The 16,197-nt window shown below is 36.9% G+C and carries 19 protein-coding genes and 1 pseudogene; 11 read left to right on the top strand and 9 right to left on the bottom strand.

Going from position 1 to position 16,197, the window contains the following annotated elements; all coding sequences use genetic code 11:
• Window positions 1–10 precede the first annotated feature (10 nt).
• From mtrA to HYG87_RS04920, 11 genes are all read left to right on the top strand, one after another.
• The gene (gene mtrA, locus HYG87_RS04970) at window positions 11–727 is read left to right on the top strand and encodes a tetrahydromethanopterin S-methyltransferase subunit A (protein ID WP_211534112.1); all 717 of its coding nucleotides are present in this window, start codon (window positions 11–13) and stop codon (window positions 725–727) included.
• A gap of 15 nt (window positions 728–742) precedes the next feature.
• On the top strand, window positions 743–946 hold the full coding sequence (gene mtrF, locus HYG87_RS04965; protein ID WP_211534111.1) for a tetrahydromethanopterin S-methyltransferase subunit F: 204 nt from the start codon (window positions 743–745) through the stop codon (window positions 944–946).
• A gap of 5 nt (window positions 947–951) precedes the next feature.
• A complete protein-coding gene (gene mtrG, locus HYG87_RS04960) occupies window positions 952–1,200 on the top strand; it encodes a tetrahydromethanopterin S-methyltransferase subunit MtrG (RefSeq protein WP_211534110.1) in 249 nt (82 codons plus the stop codon).
• A 21-nt stretch (window positions 1,201–1,221) separates the two neighbouring features.
• Window positions 1,222–2,154, top strand: coding sequence for a tetrahydromethanopterin S-methyltransferase subunit H (gene mtrH / locus HYG87_RS04955; protein WP_211534109.1), 933 nt, complete (start codon window positions 1,222–1,224; stop codon window positions 2,152–2,154).
• A 191-nt stretch (window positions 2,155–2,345) separates the two neighbouring features.
• Window positions 2,346–3,302 (top strand): calcium/sodium antiporter, encoded by a 957-nt coding sequence (locus tag HYG87_RS04950; RefSeq protein WP_211534108.1) that lies wholly within the window; start codon window positions 2,346–2,348, stop codon window positions 3,300–3,302.
• A gap of 1 nt (window position 3,303) precedes the next feature.
• A complete protein-coding gene (locus tag HYG87_RS04945; protein WP_211534107.1) occupies window positions 3,304–3,738 on the top strand; it encodes a universal stress protein in 435 nt (144 codons plus the stop codon).
• 180 nt (window positions 3,739–3,918) lie between these two features.
• On the top strand, window positions 3,919–4,878 hold the full coding sequence (locus tag HYG87_RS04940; RefSeq protein ID WP_249164895.1) for a calcium/sodium antiporter: 960 nt from the start codon (window positions 3,919–3,921) through the stop codon (window positions 4,876–4,878).
• A complete protein-coding gene (locus HYG87_RS04935) occupies window positions 4,878–5,315 on the top strand; it encodes a universal stress protein (protein WP_256438698.1) in 438 nt (145 codons plus the stop codon). Before HYG87_RS04940 ends, HYG87_RS04935 begins: the two co-directional genes overlap by 1 nt.
• Window positions 5,316–5,441: 126 nt before the next feature.
• A complete protein-coding gene (locus HYG87_RS04930; protein ID WP_211534105.1) occupies window positions 5,442–6,923 on the top strand; it encodes a methanogenesis marker 14 protein in 1,482 nt (493 codons plus the stop codon).
• Window positions 6,924–6,977: 54 nt separating this feature from the next.
• The gene (locus tag HYG87_RS04925) at window positions 6,978–7,571 is read left to right on the top strand and encodes a TIGR00454 family protein (RefSeq protein WP_211534104.1); all 594 of its coding nucleotides are present in this window, start codon (window positions 6,978–6,980) and stop codon (window positions 7,569–7,571) included.
• Window positions 7,568–7,837, top strand: a complete 270-nt coding sequence (locus HYG87_RS04920; RefSeq protein WP_211534103.1) for a PRC-barrel domain-containing protein — start codon at window positions 7,568–7,570, stop codon at window positions 7,835–7,837. Before HYG87_RS04925 ends, HYG87_RS04920 begins: the two co-directional genes overlap by 4 nt.
• Window positions 7,838–8,028: 191 nt before the next feature.
• Here HYG87_RS04920 and HYG87_RS04915 read toward each other — a convergent pair.
• The 9 genes and pseudogenes from HYG87_RS04915 to hmd form a co-directional block, all read right to left on the bottom strand.
• Window positions 8,029–9,263: pseudogene (locus HYG87_RS04915) on the bottom strand (SufB/SufD family protein).
• The gene (gene sufC, locus HYG87_RS04910) at window positions 9,245–10,003 is read right to left on the bottom strand and encodes a Fe-S cluster assembly ATPase SufC (RefSeq protein ID WP_211534214.1); all 759 of its coding nucleotides are present in this window, start codon (window positions 10,001–10,003) and stop codon (window positions 9,245–9,247) included. The pseudogene HYG87_RS04915 and the gene sufC overlap by 19 nt, the downstream one beginning before the upstream one ends.
• Before the next feature lie 134 nt (window positions 10,004–10,137).
• Window positions 10,138–10,683, bottom strand: coding sequence for a FeGP cofactor biosynthesis protein HcgF family protein (locus tag HYG87_RS04905; RefSeq protein ID WP_211534101.1), 546 nt, complete (start codon window positions 10,681–10,683; stop codon window positions 10,138–10,140).
• The gene (locus HYG87_RS04900; protein ID WP_211534100.1) at window positions 10,661–11,320 is read right to left on the bottom strand and encodes a hypothetical protein; all 660 of its coding nucleotides are present in this window, start codon (window positions 11,318–11,320) and stop codon (window positions 10,661–10,663) included. The genes HYG87_RS04905 and HYG87_RS04900 overlap by 23 nt, the downstream gene beginning before the upstream one ends.
• A 383-nt stretch (window positions 11,321–11,703) precedes the next feature.
• A complete protein-coding gene (locus tag HYG87_RS04895) occupies window positions 11,704–12,450 on the bottom strand; it encodes a Nif3-like dinuclear metal center hexameric protein (protein WP_211534099.1) in 747 nt (248 codons plus the stop codon).
• 21 nt (window positions 12,451–12,471) lie between these two features.
• On the bottom strand, window positions 12,472–13,278 hold the full coding sequence (locus HYG87_RS04890) for an SAM-dependent methyltransferase HcgC family protein (RefSeq protein ID WP_211534098.1): 807 nt from the start codon (window positions 13,276–13,278) through the stop codon (window positions 12,472–12,474).
• Window positions 13,279–13,337: 59 nt separating this feature from the next.
• Entirely contained in the window at window positions 13,338–13,814 is a 477-nt protein-coding gene (locus HYG87_RS04885; protein WP_211534097.1) for a DUF3236 domain-containing protein, read from the bottom strand.
• 34 nt (window positions 13,815–13,848) lie between these two features.
• Window positions 13,849–14,895, bottom strand: a complete 1,047-nt coding sequence (gene hmdB, locus HYG87_RS04880) for a 5,10-methenyltetrahydromethanopterin hydrogenase cofactor biosynthesis protein HmdB (RefSeq protein WP_211534096.1) — start codon at window positions 14,893–14,895, stop codon at window positions 13,849–13,851.
• Window positions 14,896–15,035: 140 nt separating this feature from the next.
• Window positions 15,036–16,070: a 5,10-methenyltetrahydromethanopterin hydrogenase gene (gene hmd / locus HYG87_RS04875; protein ID WP_211534095.1), complete on the bottom strand. Its 1,035-nt coding sequence runs from the start codon at window positions 16,068–16,070 to the stop codon at window positions 15,036–15,038.
• Window positions 16,071–16,197: the final 127 nt, after the last annotated feature.

Raw genomic sequence — 16,197 nt, 5'->3', positions numbered from 1 at the left:
GGTGTTATAAGTGTCTGATAAAAAATCACCTGCAGAAGGATGGCCGGTAATCAATGGGGACTACATAGTCGGGGATCCAGAAAGCCCAGTAGCTGCTACTACTCTTGCTTCTCACATAGAAGATGTACCTGTAGATGCTGGTGCTGCCATTGCCGGACCTTGCAAAACCGAAAACCTCGGTATAGAAAAGATGATGGCCAATATTATATCCAACCCTAACATCAGATTCCTCATTCTGTGCGGATCTGAAGTACAGGGACATATTACTGGTCAAAGTATTGAAGCTCTCCACCAGAATGGTGTAGATCCAGAAAAAAGAAGTATTGTAGGCGCTACTGGTGCCATTCCATACGTCGAAAACATACCTGATGAAGGTATTGAACGATTCCAGCAACAACTGGAAATTGTAAACTTGATTGACGTGGAAGACGCTGCCGCTATACAATCTAAAGTAAAAGAGTGTGTTGAAAAGGATCCTGGAGCATTCGAAGAAGAAGCTATGGTAATTAAAGTGGAAGAAGGAGGAGATGAAGAAGAAGGCGAAGAAGTAAGGCCTGTCGCTCCTGAAACCGCTCTTATCGAAGCTAGAATGCGTAATATCCAGACTCAAGTCAAACTGGTTGGTACTGCTAACCGTATGTTTGCGGGTATGTACTCTGGTAAAGTGCAGGGTATTATGATCGGATTAGCATTTATGCTAACTCTGGGTATACTACTCTTATTATAGGCGGGAGGTTTCTAAATGATTATACTATCAAATAAACCAAACGTACGCGGCGTTAAAAACGTAGTAGAAGATATAAAATATCGAACTCAATTGATTGGTCGTGACGGTCGACTATTTGCCGGTCTAATAGCCACCCGTATAAGTGGTATGGCTATTGGATTTCTACTGGCTCTAGCTCTGGTGGGTCTACCAATCATATGGAAATTGATGATGGGGTGATATGAATGTCCGATGAAAAAACTACTATACCCCGTGTATTGGTCTCTGCAGATGAATTCAATAAGGCCAATGTTAAATTGGATGAAATTGAAGAGAAGGTAGAATTCACTGTTGGTGAATATTACCAGAGACTAGGTCAACAAGTAGGTAGAGATGTAGGTATTTTATATGGATTAATAATAGGACTTATAATCCTGTTGATAGCGTACAAAGTCTTAGCCATTGGGGCATTTCTGTCCTTATTAGGCATATAGATTGGATTTGGAGGTTTACGTATGTTTAGGTTTGATAAAGAACAAGTTGTAATAGATGTTGCCGGAGTTCAGGTTGGAGGCCAGCCTGGCGAATATCCAACTGTATTGGCTGGAACTATATTTTATGGCGGACATAGCATTATTAGTGATGAAAAAGCTGGTGTTTTTGATAAAGATAAAGCAGAAGCTTTGATAAAAAGTATGGAAGAAATGTCAGATGTTACTGGGAACCCCTGTATTGTACAGACTTTTGGTGCTACACCGGAAGCTATTGTAAAATACCTGGAATTTGTGGGTGATATTACTGAAGCACCATTCATGATTGACTCTACTTCAGCTGAAGCAAAAATCGCAGGTGCAAACTACGCCCAGGAAGCAGGATTAGCTGAAAGAGCTATTTATAACTCCATTAACATGTCTTCTGAACAGAATGAACTTGATGCAGTTAAAGAGACCGATATTTCTGCTTCTATCGTATTGGGTTTCAACCCAATGGAACCTGGTGTGGAAGGTAAAATTAACATCTGGGAAAACGGTGGAAGTGTTCTGGACAAGGGATTACTGGAAATGTCTGAAGAATGTGGGATCACCAAACCATTCATGGATGTAGCAATTACTCCATTAGGTCAGGGTGCAGGCCCAGCATGTAGAACTTCCTTTGCAGTTAAGAGCAAATGGGGTTACCCGGTTGGTAGTGGTATACACAACGTACCTTCTGCCTGGGATTGGCTACGTGGATATAAAAAAGAACATCCAGAAGCATGGCCTGTTTGTGATATCGGATCTAATCTGGTTCAACAAATGGCTGGTGGTGACTTCGTACTATTTGGTCCTATTGAAAATTCTAAAATGGCATTCCCTGCATGTGCTATGGCAGATATATTCATAGCTGAAGCTGCTAAGGATATAGGAACCGAAGCTGTAGAAGAACATCCTATGTTCAAACTGATTTAAAAAGGCGTCAATCGCCTTATTTTTTTTTATTTTTTTAAGAAACTCATTTTCAGGTATTTTTTTATTAATTACTTTTCCATAACTATATTAATCCCTAAAAGATATTCTCATTTTGGAATTTACTTAAGATTTAACAGATTTTTACACAAAATATATACGTGGGAAAAAGGAAACATTGTTCCGGTGAAATAATGCTATGGTTAATCCTGATAATTGTACTCATAATCTCCCTTATAGCAGTTATTAAGGCTGCAGATATTTTTGTTGAAAATTTAGTTGAAATAGGATCCTCTTTAGGAATATCAGAGGTCATTTTAGGTGTAACTGCTGCTGCTATGGGAACATCGCTTCCGGAATTTGGTTCAGCCATTATAGCAATCTTAAGTGGAAATCCTGAGATTGGTGTGGGAACTGTTGTGGGGGCTAATATTTGGAATATGGGAGGAATACTGGGTATATCTGCAGTATTTTCCGGGATGATAACTACTAAAAAAGCTTACCTGAAACGTGATGGGTCCATGTCCTTAGTTACTGCGATTATTCTCTTTCTATTTTTGCTTTATTTTGGAAGTGTAAATATTTGGGCAGGTATTGTACTCATCGTGGTCTATTTGGGTTATCTCTATTATTTGATTCAGGGACAGAAAAAAGAAAATCAGAAAAATATTGAATCCAAATCAAATGAAAAAAATCCTAAGAATCTCCGTAAAAAAACCATGTGGGCATTAGCAGGTATATTGGGACTGGCTATTGGGTGCCGGATATTGGTGTACTGTACGGTGGAGCTTTCTGATATTTTCACCATACCGGAGATGTTTGCTGGTATACTACTTGCTTTTGGAACTACAGCCCCTGAATTTTTCACAGTGCTTACTTCAGCCCGGAGAGGACTATCCCATCTGGCCATAGGGACTGTGCTGGGGAGCAATATCTTCAATATCATGATTGGTTTAGGGGTACCGGCTTTACTGGTGACCATACCGGTGGAGAACATTGCCATCTTATATGATGCTCCGGTGATGATTCTCATGACCCTTACTCTTTTATTATTAATGCGCAGGAACCATAGACTTACTAGAAGGGAAGGTTTAATTTTAATCGTATTTTATGCAGCATATATTACTTTAAGAATGTTTTGGACGGTTTAAAATGTTTAAAAAAATTTTACTCCCTGTTATGGGGGAATATCTGGATGAATTAGTGGATCATACTATGGAACTGGTACAGGGAAAACAGATAGAAGTAATAGGACTATATGTGGTGGATACTTCTGCACCATTTCTCACCCCTTCCAAGATTAAAAAAATGATTAAAGATGAACTTACTATTAAAGGAGAGGAAATTCTAGAAGAATTATCCCATAAGTTTCACACACCTCAAACCTATATGGTGAACTTTAAAAAGATGATGGTAGAGGGAAACCCTGCAGATAAAATTGTGGAAATAGCTCAAGAAGAAGCGGTGGATATCATTGTGATGGGTACCGGTAAAGGTATTGTGGATAAACACCTCCTGGGGAGTGTTTCTGAAAAGGTAGTTCACTCTACACCCTGTACTATTATGCTGGTGAGGACCATCAATTAATAACGCTTATAATAGAAATACAAGCTTTAGTTATTGGAATGTTAAGTATATCTACATTATTATTATTATTCTATAAAAAAACATTATTATTTAAAAAAATTTCAAATATTACTTCAAATCTCCAGTTTGATAGTTTAAAAGTTATACGGGTTTGCGTAATAATATTCAAGTGGTGATATTTTGTTAGAAATTGTAGTACTTCTCATGGCTTTAGTTTTATCTTTAATTATTGTGATAAAATCATCAGACCTATTTGTGGATAACATAGTAGAAATAGGCGCAACTCTGGGTATTTCTCAGATTATACTGGGGGTTACTGCATCAGCTATTGGAACTTCACTACCTGAATTTGGTTCAGCTATGATTGCCTCTTTATCAGGCAGCACTGAAATTGGAGTGGGGACGGTTATAGGTTCTAATATATGGAATATCGCGGGAATACTGGGAATATCTGCTACTGTAGCCGGTGTTATTGGTACCAATCCTAAGGGAATCACCCGGGATGGTCTGGTAACTCTGGGAACAGGCCTTATTTTAATATTTTTCATGTTATGGGGGGAAATAACCAGAATTGCATCAATAGTAATGATCTTGTTTTATTTGTTTTACTTATGGCTTTTAATTAAGGCACAAAAAGAATACCAGGATACAAAAACCCCTGAAAAAAGCTTCAAAAAGAAACCTATAACTAAAAAAATGATAGCTTTTTCTATTCTGGGAATTGCAGGATTAATTGTGGGATGCAGAATATTAGTATTTGCCGGGGTGGAACTGGCCCGGATTGCAGGAATACCTGAAATGATCATGGGGCTATTTACTCTGGCTATAGGTACCAGCATCCCTGAATTGGTAGTAACTTTATCTTCTGCTATGAAAGGCCTGCATGAATTATCTATCGGGACGGTTTTAGGGAGTAACACCTTCAATATCCTGATTGGAATAGGAGTACCGGCTCTTTTTATGAATATTCCAGTTGAACCCCTTTCTTTAAGTTTTGATGCTCCGGTAATGATCCTGGTGATAGTACTGGTATTATTGCTCATTAAAAAAGGGGGCATGAAGTTAAATAGGGTGGGGGGAATAATTTTAATCAGTACTTATGTAGTTTATGCTGTATCCAGAATATATTTACTAGCGTGATGGAAATGTATGAGAAAATATTGGTCACTACTATGGGAGAATATATGGACGAAATAATTGAACACACCGTAGACCTTTTTAGAGGTCGTGAAGCGGAAATTTTATGTGTTTATGTGGTAGAAACATCCGTACCATTTTTAACCCCCAAGAAAGTTAAGGAGATGATGATAGAAGAATTAACTTCCAGGGGCAAGGAAATCCTCGCTGATATGGAAAAAGGAATTAAAGAATCCACCGACTCTAATGTTAATTTCAGGAGTATAATGGTGGAAGGTAATCCTGCTGATGAAATTGTTAAAATTGCAGAAAAGGAAGAGGTGGATGTTATTGTGATGGGTACCGGTAAAGGTATTGTGGATAAACACCTCCTGGGGAGTGTTTCAGAAAAAGTAGTACATTCGGCTCCCTGCACTGTGCTTCTGGTTCGCACTGTTTAAATAAAATTCAGTTTCCTGAATAAGCATTTTTTATTAAATTTCTTTTTTTAATTATTTTTTAGATTTTTTTATAAAGATTTATATCTACCTTTAATAGACTATTCCTATTGACTAGGGGGTAATTAGTTGTCGTTCTTGAAAAGATTGTTTGGTCCTAAACCAGTAATAGCTAAAAGTAGATATATAACCATTGAAGATGTAAAAAGTGCGCCATTTACTAAAAAAACCGTTGGATCAGGTTATTCCATGCGGCCAGATGTTTATTATATTGTGGCTTCGGTGGAATTAGGTAACACTACCACCAAATGTATCCTTACTGCCACCAATTTGAATACCTCTCGTAGCTATCTTCTGGATAAAACAGTTAAAATGACCAGGGATATCAGGGAACCAAAAAAGGATGAAAAGGTTTTTGGAAGTACAGTATGGGGCGTGGAACTTACTAAGGAATCTGTATCAGAAATGGTTAAAAATACTATACTGGAATCGGTAAAAAAAGCCAAAATTGACATTGATAAGGACCTGGATTTTGTGGTAAGATCAACTGGAGTAACAGCTGGCTTTGCATCCCCTGAAGAGGTAGGTCAACTTATAATTTCATTGGCAAATGGATGCTTAGAAGCAGGCATCCCCCCTCGAAAAATGGCCCCTGCACTTTCTATAGACAACCTACCGGAAAGATTACAGGAATTCAGCCTACTGGAAAAGGTGGTTTTTGATGGCGCGGTTGTGAGCGTTATTCCTCCTACTGGTAAGGAAGTGGTGGCAAATGAGATGGAAGGAGAACTGGTAACTGCGGGAATAAAACTGGGGGCTAAATGGACCAATATAGACTTTAGAAATCCCTGCATTTCGCTGGATTTTGGAACCACCCTGGCAGGTAGGATAGTTAATAACCAGGAACCTTACGCCCGCACTATAGGTAATTTTTGTGGCCTGGCAGGGGCAGTTTCTGATGCCTTAATAAGGGGCACAGAAAAGGTAGATCAAAGAGGTGGAGCAGCACTGGATTTATACCGTAAAGATATTCTAAAAAATGCAGACTGGAAAAAGGCCCAGCTTAATGCACAGAGAGTTCATGAATTAATTGATATTGGAAAAGTTCCTGAAAACAGGTCACGTTTTGGTACGGTACCTGTTGATCCTGAAGCAGCATATGAAGCAGGAACAACGTTAATTGGTTGTGATGTAGGGGAAAATGGCGATAAGCTGGATGAATTGACTATTTTAGGACATGAAATCTTTGAAGAAGATGGTATGAATACATTATTCGCCACCCTGGATCATGTGAGTGCCTTAATAGTTAAAAGATTAATTGATGAAGCATTTGATGAAGGAGTGGTTGAGGATGGTTCTATACTGGGGGTTACTGGTAGAGCTGGAATTACTGGCAGAAAGCCACAACTAATTATGGAACATACCAATGGCAGATTGAAAGATTGTATCTTTGTTTCTGATGCTCTGGCCATGGGAGCCGCTATAATGGCCCGGTGTATGAATTCAATTGGAACTCCTCATATTCCTATTGGTGGAAGGCAGGGAGGACCCTGTATTTTAGGCCCTAGAAGGAAAATACAAAAGAAAAAAGATGATAAATGGATTGATTAAGACAAAACTTTATAATCCTCTTAAATTAATTCATTAAAAATATAATAGATTTACATGGTAACTGCAGTGATTATGGCCGGTGGTAAGGGCACCCGACTAAAATTAAATGGCGAGAAGCCTTTACTAAAATTAAAGGATAGGCCCATGATTGACTGGGTCATCCAAAATCTGAAAAAATCATCTATAGAAAAATTGGTGGTGGCCACCAGCAAACATACTCCCCAAACCCACAAATATCTGGAAAATAGGGGCATGGAAATAATCAAAACTCCTGGAAATGGATATTTAGAAGATCTTAAGATTATTCTTTCTTATTTTGAAGCAAAAGATCCATCAGAAGTTTTATTATTTATTAGTTCTGATCTTCCCATGGTAAAAGGTGAAATTATAGATGAAATTCTTAGCAGATACCATGAATCCCACCTGCCTGCCATGTGTGTGGCGGTTCCTCTGGAAATTTTTAATAAATATGATTTGAAACCCTCTTTTGTATGGGAGGGCATAGTACCATCAGGAGTAAATATATTAAGGAGTTTAAATAAGATACAAGATGAGGAAGTTATTTTAGTTCCTAAAATTGAACTTGCCTTAAATATTAATACTTGTCATGACATAAAAGTCTTAGAGAGATTATTGGTGATAGAATGATAGAAGAGAGGAAACTCATTAAAGGGGAAGAAAAATTTTGGAGTGAAATTAAGGGATATCAGGTAGCCACCAGCAACGCCAGGATTTTAGGAGAACTGGAAGAATTAATTATCAATGATAAGACGGGAAAGATTACTGATGTGGTTATTAAGGTTGAAAAAGGTCGAAATGTTAATGTAAAGGGAGCTAAGAAAAAAGGCGAGTTTTTACTGGTTCCTTTTGGTAAAGTGGAAAAAGTCGGGGAATTTATTATAATCTCCGAATAAGTTACAAATTTTTTTTACTTAATTTCTATTTTAAGACTAATCCTGGTCTTCTCTAAGACTTACTTTCATATATTTTTTTTTAAGGCTTAGATGCCTGAAGGATTCCTTAATCCATTTAAATATGTTAGAACTAATTTTTGGCAGGATTTACAAAAATACTTTAATTAAAAAAAAAATAATAGGGGAATGACTTACATTCCCTTTAAACTCATATCTAGCATTTTTTTAGTTTCTAAAGCCAGTTCAGGAGGTAGTCCTGTAATATCCATGCTTAAGAATCCTCGCACAATCATGGATGCGGCTTCTTCTTCGCTGAGCCCACGGGAGGTTAAGTATTGTACTTCCTCTTCAGCAATTTTACCTACAGCAGCTTCGTGGGACATTTCCAGTTCGGTAGCACTGCCTTCCAACTCAGGAACAGCATAAATCATGGAATCATCAGATAATACCAGGCCGTGACATTCCAGATGTCCCTTAACATTCTGGGTTCTACCTGCCAGATGCCCCCGGGCATATAACTGGGATTGATCCTTTGATACTGCTCGAGAAATCATTTCGGCACTGGATCCTTCTCCTTCCAATAATACTCTGGATCCGGTGTCCAGAATGGAATCTTTTTGACCGCCCAGTATGGACTGGAAAACTACCCTTGAGTTTTTACCCGGGCAGTAGGCGGTGGGATAGGTTTGTATGCTTCTTACCGGACTGGTAAGGATGTAGTTACTCATGTAAGTAGCATCGTCTCCCACCATAATTCCGGTACGAGGTCTAACATCTACCTGTTCTGCCCAGTTATGCACCATGGTAAATGTTATTTTCGCTCCTTTTTTTAAATAAAACTCAGAAACACCTACATGCAGAGCTGAACTAACATCTTCTCCGGTAGCACACCCGGTTATGATATGCAGTTCAGAATTTTCCTCGGCTATGATTACATTGTGGGTGGTCTGCATTACCTTCTCATCACCAATAAACATACAGGCCTGGAGGGGGAAAACTTCTTTGGAACCGGGTAAAGATCTTATAAAGTATCCACTTTTTTCTCCAGTTTCAGATTCTCTAAGGGCGGTTTGTGCGGTATATTTATCAGCATCAACTGCTACCGCCTTCCACATATAATCTTTTAACCAGCCATATTTCTCTGTGGCCACATTCATGCCCATTATTTCTACTGATTCAGACTCGCAGGTACTGCATACTCCACTTTGATCTACCTGGATAAAGGTACCGGCCCTTTCCTTTTCTTCCGGGTCCACTCCTACTTTTAATAGAGATTCCTGAACTTTTTTAGGTATTTCGCTGGCTTTATTTAATCGCTCATGTTCGTCTGCTTCTTCTTTGATGAATTTTTCCAGATCAATATCTTCTCCATAAAGGGCTTTTTTTCCCGGGCTTTTTTTGCTTTTTCTAATGCACTTTGCAACATTCCACACACCCTTTAAATCCTTCTTTTCTAATATCTTCCATAATCTCTGCAGGGCTTCCTGAACAGGCTATTCTCCCATCCATCAACACATTGGCTGTATCGGCGTTGACAAAATTCAGTATGTATCCCAGGTGAGTGATCAAAAGACCTGATTTTTCTCTCAAACCTGGTTTTTTATGCTTATCCAGAAGAATATTGATTTGTTCGGCCAGTAACTCCACATTTTCTATATCCACTCCGGAGTCTGGTTCATCAAACATTATAAAATCAGGTTTTTGTGCTAGAAGTTGCAGTATCTCTGACCTTTTCACTTCTCCCCCTGAAAATCCCAGATTAACATCCCTTTCCAGGAAACGTTCATCCAGTTTCATTTTATAGGATAGTTCCATCATTTCTGGTGAGAGCTCGTCATCTTCTATGGCCTGCCCACTTTCTACTTTCAGTAGATCCATTAGTTTTACCCCTCTAATGGCGGGAGGGTTCTGAAAACTAACTCCAATACCTTTTTTGACTCTTTCTGTTGTGTTGAGATTGGTAATATCTTCGCCTTTGAATATTATTTCCCCATTAGTGACCTTGTACTTGGGAAATCCTAGAATACTCATAAAAAGGGTACTTTTTCCTGAACCATTTGGCCCCAGTAAAACATGTGTTTCTCCTTCACCTATATGCAAATCAATGTCTTCTAGAACCTGTTTTCCACTTACTTCAACTGCTAAATCGTTTATTTCAAGAAGCAGCTTAACCACCACCTTATTTTGATTATTTTCTAAAATTGTATGGTTAATAATATGGTTTATAAGCTTATAAAATTAATTAAATAGAATTATTATTTCCTGAAAGTTTTGAAACTATAATATAAAAAAATGAATGATCATTTATATCTTATTATTATATTTTCAGAATACAGTGAGTCTATGGTGCCATTAATAAGGTTTTCCAGTAAAAAAAGTGCTTTTTCAATCCCTGATTTTTGTCTTTCTAAAATCAAATTGACAGGAGAGTTCCTAAGATCGGCATGGATTTCAGAAGTGCATGATAGGATTATTTTATCATTGCAAACTGAAATTCCTCCTTTTCCTATACCGGCACTTGTTCCAATCCCTATATCTGAATTAGAAATCTTCAGGACGGCTTGAGCCATCATAGTGGCCATTTTCAAGTCCTCTTTTTCTTTATAGACCTTTATACCATCCAGATTTAAAACTGGATCCAATGGTTTTATTTTAAGTAAAGATTCCACACTATTTATGGTGGGTGCGAAAACTCCGCCAACAAGTGATATTTTAATCTGGGATGGTTTAATATTCCAGTGGTATTGTGAGGGATACCCTCTGGCAAAGGAATGTATTTCCCGGGCAATTTTTCCATGGGTAAAACACTCTGCGCAGGAAATTTTAATCGGACTTTTTGATGTCATTTTTCTTTTTAAGTAATTTTAATATTTCAGTGGTCATCACCTGGGATATCTGGTCTAACATATAGGGAGTAACTGGTTCCCAGTCCCGAATTAATTTTCCAGTTCCTACCAGCACGTGATTTTTGATAATACCCTCTTTTTTCAAAAATCCTACTATAGGGTGATCCTCATCCATTTTTGAAATATCCTGGCATATAATATTCTCTCCGCCTATTCCAAAGACTCCACAAGTGCTGATAGTAAAAGCCCCAATATCATGTGCTCTTTTAATTATGTTAGTGGTAGTTTTAAGGGTATCTCCCCCTGCTATTTCCACGCAAACTACATCTCCTTTTATTAAATCGAGATTATCTCTAGTGATGTTTTTGGATAGGGGGATTATTTGTTTATTAAATCTGTTTCCAGCTAATCTTTTTAGGAATTCTACTTTATATTCTCCTAATTCGGCCCCATACATTCTAAATATGAGATCATCAATAGAAACTTTTTGACCATCCAGGGCATAAATGGTTTGTGGACCACCGCGATGAACTTGCATCAAGTTTAAGGCGGTTCTAAGCCCCAATCTTCCCAGGCCTACCAGCGAAACTTCACCCAGAGCAACTTTTTTATTTTCCATCTCAATTATATTACTCATTTCTTTCACCTGATAATTTATGTATAACCTTCTTAATTTAATTATTATAACAATTGTTATTATATGTATATCAGATTATTGACACTTTTACTTTCATTTTAAAAAACAATTAAGGGCATCAAAACAAGCGGGTAACATTTGAGCGAAAAATATCATGAACTGTTTAGATGCCCTGCTTAAATTAATTGCGTAACTAATTCTACTGGAAGGACCACCAGTAGATAAGATTGGTATAAATTAATACCTATAAATACTTTTCTATAAAAAAGTATTACTAAATCCATGGTTTTCATTTACTTGGTATTAATTACTTAATTCTTCAAATAACATCTAAAACAGATTAATTTCAATTTTAAAATCTTAATAGAGATACCTGTAAACATCTATTTAAAATAATATGCTTTCCAGGGGATTCCACTATCTTTTACCTTTACCTCCACACCCATCCTGGAAATTAATTCCCCTAATCTATACAGACCCGGGACTTCACTGGCATGATGGCTAACATCTAATAATCTTATACCTATTTTTTTAGCCATTATTGCTCCAGCATGAGTAAGATCTCCTGATAAGTATAAGTCCACGTTTTTATCATATGCCTTCTGTATATAGGAAGGACTAAGACCAAAACCAGACACCAGGGCAATTTTCTCTATTAAAGCATTATCATTATTAACCGTTTTCAGCTGATTTAATTTCAATGCAGCGGATACATTATTTACAAATTCAGTTACAGATATTGGACCATTTTTTATTATCCCTATACGACCTAAACCGGTTTGTGGATCTAAAATGCCAGTTATGTCAATATTTAATGAATCTGCCAGAGCATCACAGGCCCCTCCTTTAATAATATCCCAGTTAGAATGAATAACATAGGTGGGTAATTCCAATTCCGGGGCTTTGAAATTGTTAGGATGGTTAAAAGGAGGATGGTGTAATATTAATAGATCATAATCACTGTAATTAATATCATTTAAATGGGGAACATAATCCATTAAAATTAGAACTCGTTCTATATCATAGCTTAAATTACTTGATTTCCCAATATAACCTACAAAATCATCTTTTAAAGCTAAGTCTTTGGGAATTTCGTCTTCAATCTTTTTAAATAACTCCAAAGCTTTCATTCTACCTCAACTCAGTATAAATTAATCCTTTGATTCAACTAGCACGGAATTAATTTTTTCCAGGTTTTCCCTTATTATATGATCACAATCCACCCTATCCAGGGATGAAACTACCATAGCCGGCCTTTGAATTGATTTTAAATATTTTTCAGGGTTCTTTTCCTGGAAAAGTATTCTTTCATAAAAATCCAGGGAGGGAACTGCATAAAGTACCCCTTCTTTGCATAATACATCCCTCATGGATCTTCTAAGAACTTCCATGGTCAGAGTCATGGTTCCGGAGGTCTTGGAATTCAATCCATGTGTAAATAGGTATCCTTTACGTGAGGCAGAAGAATGCTTCAAACGACTCAGGGTTTCATCAAAACTTTTTATAAGGTTATCACTACCATCAGAAGTTGGATTCTCTACTAAGAGCACTTTCGGAGCATTAAAAAAATCTAATATACTTAAATCAATGCCTCCAATCCCGGTGGTGTCTATTATAACTTCAAAAGTTTCTGCAGAATCTAATTCGGTTATATCTTTTCTAAAAGATACTTTTTCATCTAGAAAATACTTAAGGTGGGGATGTATATCCACCACTGTAACCTGGTAATTTTTCACCAGTAAATTAGCAACTTTAAATCCAGTTATATAAGTCCCAAAAATAAGTATTTTTCCACTTAAATTGGTTTTTTCCATCCAGGAAATAATGGCCTGTGCTTTCAGGCTACTTATATAATTAATTATATCTTTCACCGTTATTTGAGAAAAAATAGTTTGCACTGTGGGAGTGATACCCTGTTCAAATTTGGGTTTAAAATCTGATTTTTGGTTATAGGCCATTTTTTCCCCTTCTGAGGTTGAGTATGATTATTAGAGAGATACGGCATATAAAAAAATATTTATTTTCTGGTAAAGCCCAACCTTTCCAGGGCCAATGTCATTTCATAATAAACCGCGTCTTTAATAGTTTTACCATGAATAATGTGCGGGGGAGATATTGCTGCAGAAAGTAATCGACCTTTATTATCGATTATTACCAGCATAGAACCGGATCCAGGAACTCCTAACCGCCCACGTGCAATAACAAGATCACAGGGAGCAATATCCAGGGCCATGATTGCCTTGTTAATGGCAGGCATCCGGGTAAGATCACAGGAACTGGTATGAAATTCAAGATGTTTGGCTTTTCGGAGCCCAAATTCTTTTAAAACTTGATTTATTACATCTAACTTAGCTTTATTCCAATTAGGCACAATAATTTTTTTAGAATTAAGGATATACTCCCTTATTCCCACTACCTCTTTTATTAGATCTCCTTTTCTAATTCCGTCAGCAGATTCCTGATAAGCATTTTTAATTAAATTTTCCAGCTGCATCCCTACACCTTAAATCAATTATTATAAATATAGCCTACTCACTTTGAAGAATCTCTCCCGGACAGTAATTAGAATTTAAATTTTCGTTAAGTTGAGATTTAAGTCCCATTTCATTTATGGATGCTAAAACATCCCTTAAATTACTAAAAACTGGATTTCCTACTCCTTTTAAATGATGAGGGTAATTTTCAGGTATCACCGTGGCCAGATTATCTGCCCCGGCCATCAATGAATATTTAACATTTTCTGGGCCAATGGTAGGGGTGGGTACGGTAATTCTTATTTCAGGGAATAATATTCGGGTAATGGCAATGGTTTTCATCTGTTCTTTTAAAGAACAGGGCGGGTGGTGTTCCATAGGAGTCCCTTTATATGGATTAAAACCCATTAGAGGTATTTCACCCAGTGTTTCAAAATCTTTAATAAATTTTAGATGATTTATGCGGTCCTGATAAGTTTCTCCCAGACCAATGAGAATACCTGAAGAAAGCTCAATTCCCGCATTAGAAATCATTTCACATATATCTATTCTTTGTTTTAAGGTTTCGCCGGGTTTTAAATAAAAAAATAATTTTTTATTGATGGTTTCTAAATTACAGCACACCGTATCTACTTTATACTCTGCTAATTTTTCCACCACTGCCTCAGTTAGATCTGAACCAACATTTATAAGTAGTTCCAGGGAGGTGTTTTCTTTAACTATCTGGGCTGCCCGGAGTGCGTGGGTTCCTTCAAAGCCATGTGCGCCTGAACAGCTAACACGAGGTATGCCTGATTTTTCTATATTCAAAACAGCTTCAAGTATTTCTTCATCCTGTTTAAAAAAAGAATTATAATATCCTTCCTGAGATGTACCTGCAGCAAAACCGCAGTATTTACATTTAGGAATAACTTGACATTTGTTGGTCATATGCACGGTGGAAGTAAGCTTAATGGTGTTTATATTATTATTTCGTATTTCAACTGCTGTATCAAACATGTTATTTAAATCATCATTACTCTTAGCCTGAAATAACTCCAATATTTCATTATTTTCCAGATATTCCCCATCCAATCCTTTTTTTAAGATTTTATTTATCAATTTAACACCGCAGGATAAACTTAATATGATATTATATGAGCTTCTAAATACTTCATTTTTTATATTTTATAATATTTTTCATGATAAGTATTAAACATCTATTAAAAAAATTTTTTCTAAAAAAAGAAATTTAAGAAGTATTATTTACTTCTTTTTTCTAAAGCTTCTAAGATGGTTGGTAAGATTTCTCCAGTTGCTCCGAAGTTCATAGAATCAGCAGTACCCAGTAATGCTGCAGGATCTAAATGATCTTCCATTTTATCTATATCCACTTTTTCCATAAGGGTAGTGATCTGTTCTAATGATTCTTTAGCCATCATTTGAGCAAATCCTGCGGGAGCTCCCAGAACATCCATTACTGAGTCCCGGTAACCCAGTATTCCGGCATAGGTAATGGCTGTAAGTGCAGAGCACATATCGCAAACAGGTCCTAATAACTCTGCTGGCAATGTGTATGCATTTCCTCTGGCAGTCTGACCTAATTCTACTAATTTATTTATAGAATCTGCATTGGCATATCCTTCGGCAATGTAAACCTGTCCCTTCATTTCTGGCACAGCACCAGGGTGATATGATGAAACATTTACTTTAGGTGCAATATTCATTTCTGCGCTGGTGAGGTCTTCAAATATTTTTTGGAACATGGTGGTGGGAACGGTACAGGCGTGGGTTAAAATAGCACCTTCTTTAATATTATCTGCGAATTTTTCAATAATTCCCATTTGCATGTCCCCTTTGGGGAGCCAGGTCATAATCCAGTCTGCATCTGCAACAGCTTCCACATCATCAGTAGTTATTTTTAAACCAAGATCTTCAGGGTCTGTAAAATGTATAGCGCCTTTAGGTGGTTTGGGTAGGTCTTTAGCTACTTCATTTACCTTAGCCCTTATATCGGGCATCACGTTCTCAGGATTTTCTTTATGAGCTTCTATTACATTTTCGTATTCAAAATCATCTATAAACATTATTCCATTTTCGAATACTGGATCTGATATTACTATATCTTTTATTCCACATAATTCTTTTAGCTCAGCACCCATGGTTATGGTGGAGTGGGTCATGGCTATCTCTGGTTTTCCTACAGATTCTGCTACTTCACATGCCCGTGAGAAATTGGTTATTCCACTGGCAGCATGGGTTCGGTAACAACCTGCTCCTAATATGGCAACTTTCATACAAAAACACCTTTTTTCATTAATTATTTAATACTACTATGTTAATTTGTAGTACAAATAAAAATAAATTTAATCTCATATAAATCTTTTTAAAGTAATAATACTCTTTTAATAAATTAAATAAAAA

Origin of the sequence: Methanobacterium alkalithermotolerans (assembly GCF_018141185.1) — an archaeon.
Classification (GTDB): Archaea; Methanobacteriota; Methanobacteria; order Methanobacteriales; family Methanobacteriaceae; genus Methanobacterium_F; species Methanobacterium_F alkalithermotolerans.
Note: the sequence above shows the minus strand (reverse complement) of the source record. Positions and strands in the feature narration are given on the sequence as shown.